Raw genomic sequence first — 12,895 nt, forward strand, 5'->3', positions numbered from 1 at the left:
GTTTCAACCGGGAAGTTTTTGTGACATTCCACTGAAGATATTCACGAAACACGCGCGAAACACGGCACGCGATCGTCGGGACCGTTTACGCGGCACCGCCGCACCGCGGCCTCGCGGCGCGCGGCACGGCAGACCGCAAGCGCGTACGAAATCCTGCGGCTTGCGGCCACCCGCTTCGTCCTAGCTATTGAGAACAGAACACGTCAACGACAGGACACTCCATGTCATTCGCCACGATGCTCGTACGGTGGCTCGCCGGGCGGTTGTCCGGCGCCGCCGGAATGCCGGGCCCGTTGCGGCCGCGCGCCGCTCATGCCGCGTCGAATCCGCCGCTGCGCTGGCGCACGCCGTGGCTCGCGTGGCAGCTGCTGTCGTGGTCCGTGCTCACGCTGCTCGCGCCGCCGATCTGGATGATCGGTACGCTGCTGCTGATCAATCCGTCGAGCGACCAGCCACTGTTCTGGGCGCTCGCGATGGCGATCGTGCCCGTCGCAAACGGGGTCGCGATCGTCGCGACGAACCAGCGGCATCACCGCGCGCCGTTCACGCGGCGCCCGGCGGTTGCAGCGCACATGTTCGCGATCGCGATGATCGTCGGCTGCACGCTGTTCGTGCTGCTGCTGTGGCGCTCGCATGCGATCGCCGGCCTCGTCGGCCCGCTTGCGGCCGACGGCATGCGTCCCGCGACGCTCGCGTGCTGGGTCGCGGGGCTCGCCGCGCTGTTCGGCGTCACGTCATCTGCGCATGCGAGCATCGCGCATGCGTGGCTGGCGTTCGACGTGTGAGCGCGCCGCGCCGACACTGCGGGGGCACGCGGATGCATCGATACAGGGCAGGAAGGACGGCACATGCACGACGCGAGCGCGGCATCGCGATCGTGACGGTGCTGCTCGTCGTCGCGCTGGCGGCCACGCTCGCGGCCAGCGTGCTGTGGCGCCAGCAGGTCGCGACGCGCGACGTCGAGAACCAGCGGCTCGCGACGCAGACGATGTGGATCGAGCGCGCCGCGGTCGAGTGGGCACGCGCGACGCTGCGCGCGCAAAGCGCGACGTCGAACGTCACGTTCGCCGGCCAGCCGTGGTCGGCTCCGGTCGCCGACGTGCAGCTCTCGGACCTGCTGCCGTCCGACGCGCTGGCGGTCAACGCGGAGCTGTCGCGCGCGTGGATCTCGGGCAGCGTCGAGGACGCGCAGGCGCGCTTCAACCTGATGAACCTCGTGTCACGCGTCGCGCCCGGCAAACCGTGGCAGTCCAGCGGCGAAGGCGTGCTGGCCTACCGGCGCCTGCTCGTCCAGCTGTCACTCGATCCCGCGCTCGCGCAACCGACGGCCGACTACATGCTGCGCTCGCTGCGCGACGCGAACGGCCCGGGCGGCTGGCCGCTGCAGCTCGTGTCGGTCGAGGATCTCGCGCGCATTCCCGGCTACGACGCGCATGCGATCGACACGCTCGCGCCGTTCGTGACGATCCTGCCCGACCTGACCGTCGTCAACGCGAACACCGCAGCCGAGCCCGTGCTCGTCGCGGCGATTCCGACGCTGTCGGCGAGCCAGGCCAAGCGGCTCGTCGACCGGCGCGCGACCGCCTACTTCGTCAGCACCGGCGACATCGCCGAATACCTGCTGCCCGCGCAGGGCGGCAACCCGACGCTGCCGGACGGCTCGGCCGTCGGCGTGAACAGCGGCTACTTCATCGTGCATTGCCGCGTGCATTCGGCGCGGATCAACGCGCGCATCGACACGCTGATCGCCCGCTACGGCAGCGGCAATTTCGCGTGGACGTCGGTCATCTGGGTGCGGCGGCTGACGAGTTGAAGCCGGATGCGGCACGTGCCGGCGCGGTGAACTGCGAACCGGGCCGGCGACGTGCGACCGGCCCCCGCTAATTCAGCGACGATTCGCTCAATGTCACCGGACGCAGCCCCTGCGACGCCGCCGCATCGAACGACAGCCGCGTGAAGCTCGTCTCGCGCACTTCGCCGAGCAGCCGGTTCCAGTCGTCGATCGACACCAGCAGCGCGATCGGCCGGTTGTACTTGGTGACCATCACGAGCGCCTCGCCCGCGTGCCGCAGCGCCTTCGACGGATTGCTGCTGAAGTCGCGCGTCGCCATCGCGATCGTGCGCAGGCTGAACACGTTCGCGGCCGGATCGTCGCCGTCGTCGTGCATCAGGCGCTCGAGCGTCGCCGCGCGCAGCAACGCCTGCGACTTCGCGGACAGCCGGTTGTCCCGGCGCCGGCGCCGCTCGCTGCGCGGGTCGACGTGCACGGCGAGCATGTGCACGATCTGCCCGAGCGTCGTCGCCGGCAACTGGTCGTAACGCGCCCACCAGTCCGGCGGCAGCGCGATCATCATGCCTGCGTAGGTGGCTGCCACGCCGTCGGCGATCAGCGACGGCAGGCGCTCGGCGTCGCGCGCGTCGAGATCGAGCGCGCCGCCGACGACGCGTGTCATCACGCTGAACGCGTTGTATGCGAACGCCATGATCCCGCTCGCCAGCAGCGCCGCACGCGCGGGCACCGCGCCGAACGGCGCGCCGCCCGTGACGGACTCGAGCGCCAGCGGCAACGCGTCACGCCAGCGCCGGCACGACAGCGCCACGACCTGCGGCGCGTCGAACCGCTCGGCCGGCAGATCGGTCAGCAGCGTGACGATGTCGCCGGGCGCCTCCGCACGGTGCCATTCGATTCGCCGAAATGCGCCCGACACACCGCCTTCGCCGGCCATCCCGACGGATTGTTCACGAATGCGACCGTCGCCGAACGCGCCGGCCTCGCGCCAGTCGCCAAGCGGCCGCCATGCGGCCGAGCGGCCGTATTCGCGCAGCACGAACGCGCCGCCGCGGCGCGGCCAGCCGGACAGGATCGCGTCCGTATCGAAACGCCCGTCGACGATCCACAGCTCGCCGGGCCGAACCGTTTCGAGCAGCGCGCCGACGAATGCACGCTCGTGCGACCGGCCGCGCTCGCAAGGCAGCAAGTCGACGATCATCCCGAGATCCGGATCGTAGACCGGCAGCACGCGTGCACCGCCCGCCGCCGCATCGCGGGCGGGATCGTCGCACGCGCGCCCGCAGTCGCAACCGTCGGCCCGCGGCGCGCAAGCCTCGCCGAACCCGTCCAGCACGCGCAGCCGCATCCCGTCGACCGCGCGCGCACCGTCGACGCTGCGCACCAATGCGACCGGCAGCAGCAGGTCGACGCTGTCCCTGGCCAGCGCGCGCCCCCAGCCGGAGCGCCACCGGCTCATGCAATCGTGCAGCGCCGTCACGGCCGCGGCCAACCCCGGCGCGACTGCCCCGGCTGCCCCGGCGGCATCCGGCATCCGCTGCCACGCGGCAATCGCCGCGATCGCGTCGACGGCGACGGCAAACAGCGCCTCGCGGATCGACTCGCCATCGGGTTCGTCGCCGGCGTCCGCCGCGGCGCCGACCCAGTCGTCGTGCAGCGCGCATTGCAGCACGAGCCGCGCCATGATCGTCACCGGGCTCTGCTCGACAAAGCGTTCCACGATCGTGCGCATCATCGGGTTACCCCACACTGTCTGGTTGATCGCACGTGCCGTCGCAACGGCGTCCGCACTTGACGGAGCGCCGGCGACACCGCAGCATCGTGGGCGACCCGATCCGCGCGACGCCGCGCCGTCGCGGCGGTCCGCCCGCAATCGATGCACGAGGCACCGGCATGTACGTAGATCCCCGCGTGGCGCACGGCCGCGCCCGGTTCGACCTGAGCGGCTCTCCGCGGCTCGTCGCCGACGAGCGCCGCTGGGAGATCAGCGACGTCGTCACGCGCGGTATCGACGATTTCACGGGCGTGCGCAACCGCCGCAACCTGCTGCGGCTGCTCGAGCGCCAGATCGCGCCAAAGCTTGCGCGCCTCGGGCTCGAGCCGTACGTCGGCGCGCTCGGCCGCGCCGAAGGGCTGTTCGTCAACTTCTCGACGATGAGCGCCGAGCACGGCCTGCGCGAATTCCAGCTGCAGTTGACGGTGCCCGACCTCGTGCTGCGCAGCTTCGCGTCGAACGTGATCCGGCCGCACGCGGTCGCGCGCTGCATGCAGCGCAACGGCGTGATGTCGCTGGCGGAAATCGAACATGAGACGCGTATCGCGTTCGTCGCGGCGCGCGTGATGCGTTCGCTCGCGCTTGCGGAAGGCTGGCAGCAAATCGGCGTCCCGACGCCGCACGGGCTGTTCGTCGGCGCGCTGACCGAGGGGGACGACGTCGCGATGAACACCTATTTCCGTCCCGGCGACAACGACCGTCCGTCGCGCTGGAGCGGCTTCTCCGCGCTCTTCTCGACGATGCCGGACTGGCGCCCGGAACAGGTCCGGCACGGCGGCGAACTGCTGCAATGGATGGTCAACCATATCGTGGCCCTGCAAGAATCCGCACCGTTCGTCGAACGCTTTCCCTTTCTGCGCGAGCCGCTGCGCGACGCCGGCGACCCGCTCGACGCCGCCTGGAACGGCGCACGCGCCGGCCACCGTGCGTGAGCGGTGATCCGGGAGCCCGTTCAGGCTCCCGGTCCCGGTCTCCGCCTCTCGGCCCCTCTGCACGGCCCCCTCGCCCTCTCATATACAAGGTCGAAGCAGGCCCGCCTAACCCGCAGACTTTCTTGCGGCGCAGGTGCCCGGACAGCGCCCGCCCCGTCAATGCGTGTGCGTCGACCCGCCCGGCTCGCCTGGCTCCTGGCGGCCGACCGTCTCCAGCACGGCCCACATCCAGATCAGCTCGCGGACCGTGCGCGCATGCTCGTCGCTCTGCGCGCGCCAGCGCCCGAAAGCGTCGAGTTCCTGTTCAGTCGTGTCGCCGGCGCGCAGCCACAGCAGCCAGCGCACCGCGCCCTCGCGGATCGCATCGGCGCGCGTATTCGCGTCGCCGGAATCCGATTCCCGTTGCGATTCGTTCATGATCACGCCACCGCCCGAAGCTCATTCGACACACCTTCCCCGCACCGCACATCGCCGCGGCCGGGGCGCTTGCCACCCATGCCTCGGGTCCGACGACGCCCCGCCGGGCCGTCATCGAAGACGGCCCGGCGTTTGCCGGCCCTCATGGATAAAGTCGTATCGAAGGGCCGTAACCCGCAGCGCGGGCAGCCCAAAAGCAGGCGAACGGGCCGCCTGGCGGAGACACGAGGAAAGGAAGCGGAAGACGCGGGAAACCGCGTCAGCTCAGCAGCACGATGTTGCCGGGCAGGCGCGTGATGTGCGCGCCGTACAGGCGGCCGACCATGTCGATCACGTCGTCGAGCCGCGTGATCGGGAACTGCGCCTGCATCCGGTTCGCGCCGAGCGACGCGCTGCGCAGGATGACCTTGCCGCGCCGGTAGCGGTTGATCTCGTCGACGACGTCCGACAGCGGCACGCCGTTGAACACCAGCATGCCGCGCCGCCACGCGCTGACGGCGCCCGGATCGATCCGCGACACCGGCTGCACGCCGCGATCGTCGTAGACGACCTGATCGTCGGCGTTCAGCGTGCGCGCGCCGCGCGGATGCTGGAGCGCGACCGTGCCGGACAGGCAGGTCACGCAAACCTGCGTGCCCGTGCGCCGCACGTTGAAGCGCGCGACGGTCGCCTGCATGCGGCCGCCGCCCGCCACCACCGTGACGGGCTGGATCGGCGTCGCGCGGCCGGCCGGCGGCGCGACCGCGTCGATCTCGGCCTCCCCCGCGACGACTTCGACGCCGTGTGCGGCATCGCTCGCGGGCAGCACGTCGAGACGCGTCTGCGTATTCAACTCGACCGTCACGCGCGACGACAGCGCGACGCTGCGCTGCTCGCCGGTGCCCGTGTGGTAATCGGCCGCGATGTCACCGAGCGACGGCCACAGCTGCATCGGCGGGCGTACCGCGAGCCACGACGCGCCGGCCGCGACCGCGAAACCGATGAACGCGCGCCGTCCGGTGCGCATCGTGCGCTCGCGCTTTGCAACGTTTGCCCAGGCGGCGGCCGCCCGCTCCTCGTGCGCAAGCTCGGTCGCCGCCGTGCGCAGCGAACTCCAGGTGCCGCGCAGCAGATCGGCGGCTTGCGGACGATCGGCACACCAGCGCTCGAACGCGTCGGCTTCAGCCTGGCTCGCTTCTCCCGAGCGCAGACGCAGCAGCCACGCGCTCGCTTCGTCGAGTTCGTCGTGGGCAGGTTGGGCCTGGGCTTTCGTCATCGTCCGGGTGCTCAAAATTTGCGCGGGCCGCCTCGCGTGCCCGTGTACGGATCACCGTCTTCCTGCATGCGCTGCAGGCAGTACTTCATCGCCGCGCTCAGCTCGCTTTCGACGAGCCGCAGCGATATGCCGAAATGCTCGGCGATCTCGCGGTTCAGCAGGCCGTCCACGCGGGCGGCCAGCAGGATCGCGCGACGCCGCGGCGGCAGGCCGCGCAGCACGTCCTTCAGGGTCTCGACCTTGCGGCGCGCCGCGACGATGCGCTCGGGATCGGCCACTTCGTCGGGCATCTCGAGCAGCGTCTCGACATCGTCGTCGTGCAGATGCCGCCGTTCGCGGCGATGCTGGTCGATCGCGACATTGTTCGCCATCCCGAGTATATAGGCGTCCGCGTTCGTCACCTGCGTGGAGACGTTCGCGTTCTCGAGGCGCAGCCAGGTTTCGTGCAGCGCATCGGCGGCGCCGTCCTTCGATCCCGTCACGCGTTCGAGCCGCCTGACCAGGTACGCGTAGCGCGTCGCCAGCAGATTGCGGAGCCCGGAGCGGTTGCTGTCGGACATGGCGGCCTAGCCCCGCACGGCCGGCTGCGGCGCCGGGCAACGGAAATGCACGCCGTTGCCGGCCGGCCGCAACAGGATCGTGACCGGCTGCGGCAGGTCCGCCGGCGGCCCATCGTCCAGCTTCAGCGCGCGCAGCGCGCGCATCACCGCCGCGTCGCGGGCGGCCGAACCGCTCGATGCCACCATGTTGACCGCCACCACCGCCCCCCTGTTGTCGATGCGCACCTGCGCGACGAGTCGATAGCTGCCCGGCACCGCCGCCGGCTGCGCGCACAGCGCATCGATCAGACGCGCCTGCAGCAGGCCCGCAAACGCGCGCCGATCGCCTGAATCGCCGATCCCGTCGATCGGCAACGCCGCATCCGCCGGCGTGTCGGCCGTCGCGGGCGGCGTCTCGCCGGCCGGCTGCGCGACGATGATCGCTTCGTCCGGACGCGAGAATTCCGCACGCAACCCCGTTCCGGCCAGCATCCGCTCGAGCGCGTCGCGCGGCGCGAAGTCGCCCTGTACCGGCGCACTCGTGCGCCCGTCGAGCAGCGGCGCCGGCGCCAGCACGATCAGCTCGGTGAGCCGCGCGAAGTCCTGCAAGGTCTTCGCGAGCGGCTGCGCGGGCAGATCGAAATGCACCGCGCTGCCCGGCTGGCGGCCGATGGAACCGGTCTCCTGCGCGTGCACGCCGCGCATGCACAGCACGACGAACGCGAGCCACGCGACGAGCGCCAGGACACCGGTCGGCGCCCGTGAACGAGTCATGAATCCCTGGACGGAAGTGGAGTTGCACGCTGCGTGCCGAAGCGCGTGCCCCCGTGAGCGGCTCCGTCGCAAGCGAACGACAGATTGTGAGCGGGCACTGTGACAGTCAGGTGAAGCGTGCAGCGGCGCGATTCAATCGCGGCGCGTGCGCGCAGCGTGTTCACGCCCGGTGCCACGCGTCGCTCACGGCCGGCGTACGACGAAGTTGCCGATGCCCGTGCCGACGACGGCCATTCGCACGTCGCCCGACCACAGCGTGATCGTCACGGGCACGTCGATGCTTTCACTGCCGAGCACCACGCGCGACGGCACTTCGCCGCCGCCGGTGTAGCGCACCGACACGCCCGTTACCGCCGTGCCCCAGCGGCGTGCGCGGTACAGGTCGTCCGTCATCGGCGCCCAGCCGCCGCTTTCGGTGCGCTGCACAAAGCGATAGCCGCCGCCGACCGGCTGCCATGCGATCGGCATCGAGCGCACCTGTGCTTCGTCGCCAGCCGATTCGAGCAGGTTCGCCAGGCGTTGCGCCTCCTCCGCCAGATCGGTGCGGCGATTGCGCGACGGCGCGAGCGTCACGACCGCGACCAGCAGCCCGACGATCACGAGCACGACGAGCATCTCCAGCAGCGTGAAGCCGGATTGACGATATCGACGTGATCGCAGCCGCATGTTCGTGCGTTTCATGGGTATGCCGTTACTGCCATGAGCCGATATCCGCATCGTTCCCCTCGCCGCCCGGCTTGCCGTCTGCGCCGTAGCTGAACACGTCGATCGCGCCATGCGCGCCCGGGTTCAGGTACTGATACGCGTTGCCCCAAGGATCCTTCGGCAACCACTCCAGATAGCCGCCGTCCTTCCAGTTGTTCGGTACCGGATCGGTGGCCGGCTTCTGGACCAGCGCGGTCAGCCCTTGCTCCTGCGATGGATAACGACCGTTGTCGAGACGGTACAGGTTCAGCGACTGCATCATCGTGCCGATGTCCTGCTTCGCGGCAATGCGGCGCGCCTCGTCCGGACGGCTCATGATCTTCGGCACGATCAGCGCAGCGAGAATCCCGAGAATCGCGACCACCACCATGATCTCGATCAGCGTGAAGCCGCGTTGCGTGCGGCGACGCGTGCGTCCACACGACTGGCCGGCGTACGACGACGCTCGCGTTTCGTTGAAGCCCGTCATCATGCATTCACCCTCGCAGCAAAGAATGGAGAACGTCTTCTGTCCATCGCATCGGCCTGTCGCCATGAAACCCTTCGACCTGCTTCGCATCGCGCCTTCCCGCGCCGATCTCGCACCGCTTGTGGCAACGCTCGCCGCCGCCGCGGCACTCATTACCGTATCGCTGTGGGCCGTGCGCGTATTGAGCGCCGCCGATGCGCCGGTCGCATCGTTTGCACCGCCGCCCGCGCCAATCGACGTCGCGGCCGGCGCGCGGCTGTTCGGCGCGAAACCCGACGACGGCCGCGATGCCATCCAGCTGCTCGGCGTACTCGCCTTCGATGCGCGCCGCGCGGCTGCGATCGTCAGCGTCGGCGGCGACGCATCGCGCGTCGTGTCGCTCGGCGCGGCGATCGGCGAAGCCCCGAAGCTTGCCGAGGTTCGCGCACGCTCGATCGTCGTCGACCGCAACGGCCTGCAACGCGAGATCACGCTGCCCGCCGTGGAGAAAGCCAACGCGTTCGTGCGCTGAGCCGAACCGCGCGTCACTGCACCATGTTGTTTAGCTCGATGATCGGCATCATCACCGCCAGCACGATCACGAGCACCACGCCACCCATCGCGAGGATCAACAGCGGTTCGAGCAGGCTCGTCAGGAACATCGTGCGGCGCTCCAGCTCGCGCGATTCGCCTTCGGATGCGCGATCGAGCATCGTGGTCACGTCGCCCGTCGCCTCGCCCGAACGGATCAGGTGCACGAGTACCGGCGGGAACGTCTTCGTATGGGCCAACGCACGCGACAGCGCGGAGCCCTCGCGCACGCGGACGATCGCGTCGTCGACGTTCGCGCGCATCGCACGATTCGACAACGTCTCGCCGGCCGCCTGCAACGCGCGCAGGATCGGTACGCCGGCCGCGGTGAGGATGCCGAGCGTGCTCGCGAAGCGCACCGTGTTGTAGCCACGCACGAGCTTGCCTGCCAGCGGCGTGGTCAGCAGCCACGTGTCGAACCTGAGCCGCGGCGCATCGCGCGACAGCACCTTGCGGACCGCATAGACGATCGCGACCGTCGCCACGAGCGACGCCCACCACCAGTGCCGCACGAAATCCGACAGCGCGAGCATCACGACCGTCAGCGTCGGCAGTTGCTGCTTGGTGCTGGTGAACACGTTCGCGACCTGCGGCACCACGTAGCTCAACAGGAACGTGACGATGCCGAACGCGATCAGCGTGACGATGCCCGGATACGTGAACGCGAGCAGGATCTTCTGTTTCAGCGCGTTGCTTTGTTCGATGTAGTCGGCCAGGCGCGACAGCACGATGCCGAGCTTGCCGGTGTGCTCGCCGGCCGCGACGAGCGCGCGGTAGATTTCAGGGAAATCGCGCGGATGCTGGGTCAGCGCATTCGCGAACGAATGGCCGCCGACGACTTCCGCGCGGATCGATGCCATCAGCTCGCGCACGTAGTCGCGCTCGGCCTGCTCGCTCAGCACCGACAGCGATTCGTCGAGCGGCAGCCCTGCGACCAGCAGGCTCGCGAGCTGGCGCGTGATGATCGCCTGCTCGCGCTGTGACAGCTTGCGTCCGAGCGACAGGCGCTGGTGGCGCTCGCCGTGCAGGCGCTGTGCCGCAAGTTCGACGACGAGCGGCGTGAGACCTTGCGTGCGCAGATGACTGCGGCCTGCGCGCGCGCTGTCGGCTTCGAGCACGCCTTTCAGCGTGCGGCCGGTGGGATCGATCGCTTCGTAGCGGAATGCCGACATGCCGGTGCTCTCCTGTCACGTGCGCGACTGCTTTCGATGACGTCGCGCAGCATGCCGGACGGAGTCGCCGGGGAAGACTACGGAGCGAACCGGCGCAAATTTGTGACGGATGTTGGGCTACCTTTTTTGGCGGGCTTTATTACCTGGGTTATCCATTCTTATAACGTAAAAACGATTTCACCCTTATCCAATCAATTAATCGGTCACACATTAAATACACACACGTTGCCTCGCGCTTCAATTTACGGATTCGCACGGCCAACTAAAGAAATACATCAAAGACGTGGATATTCATCGACGCACGGAATGTTCCGTAGCATCCGCCACAAAACCGTCTTGAAGTTGGGATAGCGCTTCCCGGGCTCGCGTACTACGCCGACAGCTTCCGTCAAGTGTGATGCGGGCTCCCACACACGATCCGTCGAACAACCCTGGTTGAATCCCAATATCTGAACACTCCGGTCTGTGCCGAATAACGCCCCAATCTACGCCTTATCAATTCGAATAACGCAATGACTTGTCAGTTGAAAATGTTACGCACCATTCGTTATGAAAAATTCACACGCGTCATTCGGATTTCCCCCTACATTTACCCGGCGGTCCAAAAGCATTCCAACCGCAGTAGCAGGGGTTCCCGTTTATCTTCGTCCAAGGAAATTTCTCATGAAATCCAGCAAGCGCAAGATCTGTCAAGTCCTCGCTCTCGTTGTTTCGGGCATGGGCGCATCGCTCGCGATGGCCGCAGGCCCCGTGATTCAAGGTGGCGGTTCGTCGCTCGTCGCCCCGACCATCGGCGCCAATTCGCCGGCTTCCGGCGAAATCGGCCTGTACGGCACCGCCAACGCCACGTTCACGTACTACTCGGTCGGCTCGGGCGCCGGCCAGAACGCGTTCCTGAACAACCAGCCGACGTTCTTCGGCGCAGGCGTCACGGGCACGGTCCACTTCGCGAACAGCGACGCGGCACTGGCGACCACGCAGATCTCGTCGTACAAAGCTGGCCTCGGCACGACCAACGGCCCGCTGATCCAGATCCCGTATATCGTCACGCCGATCACGGTGCCGGTCGTCAATGGCCCGGCCGTGACGAGCACGACGACCCCGCAAACGACGCCGAGTCAAGCGCATAGCATCGCGCTGAACGACGACGATCTGTGCGGCGTGTTCTCGGGCAAGCTGACGAACTGGAACCAGGTCATCAATCCGGAAACCGGCTCGGCCTATGCGCTGAGCGCGCCGATCAAGGTCATCTATCGCTCGGACGGCAGCGGCACGACCGAACTGCTGACCCGTCACCTGGCTGCTGTCTGTACGACCACCAACACGGCCTCGGGTGTATCGTTCGTCGATTCGCTGACGTTCACGGCTTCGTTCCCGGGCGGCGTGCCGGCGAACTTCACGGCTGCCTCGGGTAGCGGCGGCGTGCGCACGCAACTGGTGAGCTACCAGTCGGCCGGTACGGCTGCTGTCGCTTACCTGAGCCCGGATTACACGAACACGTTCCTGGCTCCGCAAAGCACGGTTGTGACGTCGGCCAGCGCATTCCAGCTGCCGATTGCGAGCCTCGTGAACAGGGGCGACAGCAAGTACTACGCGCCGACGTATGCGAATGCGTCGACGGCCCTCGGCACGATTGCTCCGCCGTCGAACAAGCTCGCGGCGTCGAATCAGGCCAACTGGGTGCCGAACGCGGGTAACCCGGCGTCCGGCTATCCGGTTTCGGGCACGAGCCAGATCATCCTGAGCCAGTGCTACGCCAACTCGACCGTCAAGACGAACGTTCATGACTTCCTGAACAACCACTTCACGAACGCCAGCTACGCGTCCGTCGTGCACGGCAATGGCTTCGACACGGTTCCGTCGTCGTACCAGACGGCCATCTCGAACGACTTCCTGAGCAACGCAAGCGGCTTCAACCTCGACATCGGCAACACGAGCGTCTGTACGGGTACGGTGGTCGGCCGCTAAGCGATCGGCAACCTTCTCGACTGACGTCCAGGCAACTGCGCCCTTGGGGCTCCAAGGGCGCAGTTTTTATTTATGCGCGTGGGGCACGCACTCCGCGCCGCGTGCAAATATTCAAGTCGCTGCAAACTGTCCACCAGGCGTCATACATATTAAGAAGTAATCCTATATGACACTTTATCGGCGTAGAGTCCGCAAGCTCATCCCCCCGTTCTTTCCGGCCTGGGTATCACGGTCGCGATGGCCGCACCAAACGTGCAAGGCGGTGGCTCATCGCTCGTCGCCCCGGTAATCGGCGCAACCTGCAGCCCCACGACCGAAATCAGGATGTTTGGCACATCGGAACACCGCAGAGCATCGCGATAACATCAGCCAGCGCATTCCACCTTCCGGCTACCCTATTTCCGGTACGAACCAGATCATTCCGAGTCAGTGTCATACCGACCCCAGCGTCAGTACAGCAATACACGACTTCCTGAACGCGCACTATACGAATGCCTGCTTCGCACCGATCATTCGCGGCAACGGCTTCGA

The 12,895-nt window shown here is 67.7% G+C and carries 13 protein-coding genes; 5 read left to right on the forward strand and 8 right to left on the reverse strand.

Annotated features, from left to right (window positions below):
- Window positions 1–221: 221 nt before the first annotated feature.
- Window positions 222–785 carry a hypothetical protein gene (locus tag HWX87_RS27080; RefSeq protein WP_176050147.1) on the forward strand — a complete coding sequence of 188 codons (564 nt, stop codon included), beginning with the start codon at window positions 222–224 and terminating at the stop codon, window positions 783–785.
- A gap of 32 nt (window positions 786–817) precedes the next feature.
- Window positions 818–1,813 carry a type II secretion system minor pseudopilin GspK gene (gene gspK, locus HWX87_RS27085; protein ID WP_176050148.1) on the forward strand — a complete coding sequence of 332 codons (996 nt, stop codon included), beginning with the start codon at window positions 818–820 and terminating at the stop codon, window positions 1,811–1,813.
- A 67-nt stretch (window positions 1,814–1,880) separates the two neighbouring features.
- Here gspK and HWX87_RS27090 read toward each other — a convergent pair whose 3' ends face one another.
- The gene (locus HWX87_RS27090; protein ID WP_176050149.1) at window positions 1,881–3,524 is read right to left on the reverse strand and encodes a transposase; all 1,644 of its coding nucleotides are present in this window, start codon (window positions 3,522–3,524) and stop codon (window positions 1,881–1,883) included.
- Between the two features lie 158 nt (window positions 3,525–3,682).
- On the opposite strand from HWX87_RS27090, the gene HWX87_RS27095 reads away from it, so the two are divergent.
- Window positions 3,683–4,495, forward strand: a complete 813-nt coding sequence (locus tag HWX87_RS27095) for a hypothetical protein (RefSeq protein ID WP_176050150.1) — start codon at window positions 3,683–3,685, stop codon at window positions 4,493–4,495.
- Between the two features lie 156 nt (window positions 4,496–4,651).
- Here the strand turns inward: HWX87_RS27095 and HWX87_RS27100 are convergent, their stop codons facing one another.
- The 6 genes from HWX87_RS27100 to gspG form a co-directional block, all read right to left on the reverse strand.
- Window positions 4,652–4,912, reverse strand: a complete 261-nt coding sequence (locus HWX87_RS27100; RefSeq protein WP_176050151.1) for a DUF4880 domain-containing protein — start codon at window positions 4,910–4,912, stop codon at window positions 4,652–4,654.
- Between the two features lie 259 nt (window positions 4,913–5,171).
- Window positions 5,172–6,167 carry a FecR domain-containing protein gene (locus tag HWX87_RS27105; RefSeq protein WP_176050152.1) on the reverse strand — a complete coding sequence of 332 codons (996 nt, stop codon included), beginning with the start codon at window positions 6,165–6,167 and terminating at the stop codon, window positions 5,172–5,174.
- 11 nt (window positions 6,168–6,178) lie between these two features.
- Entirely contained in the window at window positions 6,179–6,727 is a 549-nt protein-coding gene (locus HWX87_RS27110; protein ID WP_176050153.1) for an RNA polymerase sigma factor, read from the reverse strand.
- A 6-nt stretch (window positions 6,728–6,733) separates the two neighbouring features.
- Window positions 6,734–7,480 (reverse strand): secretin and TonB N-terminal domain-containing protein, encoded by a 747-nt coding sequence (locus tag HWX87_RS27115; protein WP_176050154.1) that lies wholly within the window; start codon window positions 7,478–7,480, stop codon window positions 6,734–6,736.
- 183 nt (window positions 7,481–7,663) lie between these two features.
- On the reverse strand, window positions 7,664–8,161 hold the full coding sequence (locus tag HWX87_RS27120; RefSeq protein ID WP_244137771.1) for a GspH/FimT family pseudopilin: 498 nt from the start codon (window positions 8,159–8,161) through the stop codon (window positions 7,664–7,666).
- A 10-nt stretch (window positions 8,162–8,171) separates the two neighbouring features.
- Entirely contained in the window at window positions 8,172–8,654 is a 483-nt protein-coding gene (gene gspG, locus HWX87_RS27125) for a type II secretion system major pseudopilin GspG (RefSeq protein ID WP_176050217.1), read from the reverse strand.
- A gap of 64 nt (window positions 8,655–8,718) precedes the next feature.
- Here gspG and HWX87_RS27130 point away from each other — a divergent pair, with 64 nt between their 5' ends.
- On the forward strand, window positions 8,719–9,165 hold the full coding sequence (locus tag HWX87_RS27130) for a general secretion pathway protein GspC (protein WP_176050156.1): 447 nt from the start codon (window positions 8,719–8,721) through the stop codon (window positions 9,163–9,165).
- 13 nt (window positions 9,166–9,178) lie between these two features.
- On the opposite strand, the gene gspF is transcribed toward HWX87_RS27130, so the two are convergent.
- Window positions 9,179–10,396 carry a type II secretion system inner membrane protein GspF gene (gspF, locus tag HWX87_RS27135; RefSeq protein ID WP_176050157.1) on the reverse strand — a complete coding sequence of 406 codons (1,218 nt, stop codon included), beginning with the start codon at window positions 10,394–10,396 and terminating at the stop codon, window positions 9,179–9,181.
- Between the two features lie 663 nt (window positions 10,397–11,059).
- Here gspF and HWX87_RS27140 point away from each other — a divergent pair.
- Window positions 11,060–12,364, forward strand: a complete 1,305-nt coding sequence (locus tag HWX87_RS27140) for a substrate-binding domain-containing protein (protein ID WP_176050158.1) — start codon at window positions 11,060–11,062, stop codon at window positions 12,362–12,364.
- Window positions 12,365–12,895: the final 531 nt, after the last annotated feature.

The sequence above is a fragment of the Burkholderia sp. BCC1644 genome (assembly GCF_902833225.1).
Classification (GTDB): Bacteria; Pseudomonadota; Gammaproteobacteria; order Burkholderiales; family Burkholderiaceae; genus Burkholderia.

Bases quoted from the DNA above. Each gene is read 5' to 3' on its own strand.
- gspK (WP_176050148.1), top strand. From the start codon at position 818: ATGCATCGATACAGGGCAGGAAGGACGGCACATGCACGACGCGAGCGC.
- HWX87_RS27100 (WP_176050151.1), bottom strand. From the start codon at position 4,912: ATGAACGAATCGCAACGGGAATCGGATTCCGGCGACGCGAATACGCGC.
- HWX87_RS27140 (WP_176050158.1), top strand. From the start codon at position 11,060: ATGAAATCCAGCAAGCGCAAGATCTGTCAAGTCCTCGCTCTCGTTGTT.
- HWX87_RS27095 (WP_176050150.1), top strand. From the start codon at position 3,683: ATGTACGTAGATCCCCGCGTGGCGCACGGCCGCGCCCGGTTCGACCTG.
- gspF (WP_176050157.1), bottom strand. From the start codon at position 10,396: ATGTCGGCATTCCGCTACGAAGCGATCGATCCCACCGGCCGCACGCTG.
- HWX87_RS27090 (WP_176050149.1), bottom strand. From the start codon at position 3,524: ATGATGCGCACGATCGTGGAACGCTTTGTCGAGCAGAGCCCGGTGACG.
- HWX87_RS27080 (WP_176050147.1), top strand. From the start codon at position 222: ATGTCATTCGCCACGATGCTCGTACGGTGGCTCGCCGGGCGGTTGTCC.
- gspG (WP_176050217.1), bottom strand. From the start codon at position 8,654: ATGACGGGCTTCAACGAAACGCGAGCGTCGTCGTACGCCGGCCAGTCG.
- HWX87_RS27110 (WP_176050153.1), bottom strand. From the start codon at position 6,727: ATGTCCGACAGCAACCGCTCCGGGCTCCGCAATCTGCTGGCGACGCGC.
- HWX87_RS27115 (WP_176050154.1), bottom strand. From the start codon at position 7,480: ATGACTCGTTCACGGGCGCCGACCGGTGTCCTGGCGCTCGTCGCGTGG.
- HWX87_RS27105 (WP_176050152.1), bottom strand. From the start codon at position 6,167: ATGACGAAAGCCCAGGCCCAACCTGCCCACGACGAACTCGACGAAGCG.
- HWX87_RS27130 (WP_176050156.1), top strand. From the start codon at position 8,719: ATGAAACCCTTCGACCTGCTTCGCATCGCGCCTTCCCGCGCCGATCTC.
- HWX87_RS27120 (WP_244137771.1), bottom strand. From the start codon at position 8,161: ATGAAACGCACGAACATGCGGCTGCGATCACGTCGATATCGTCAATCC.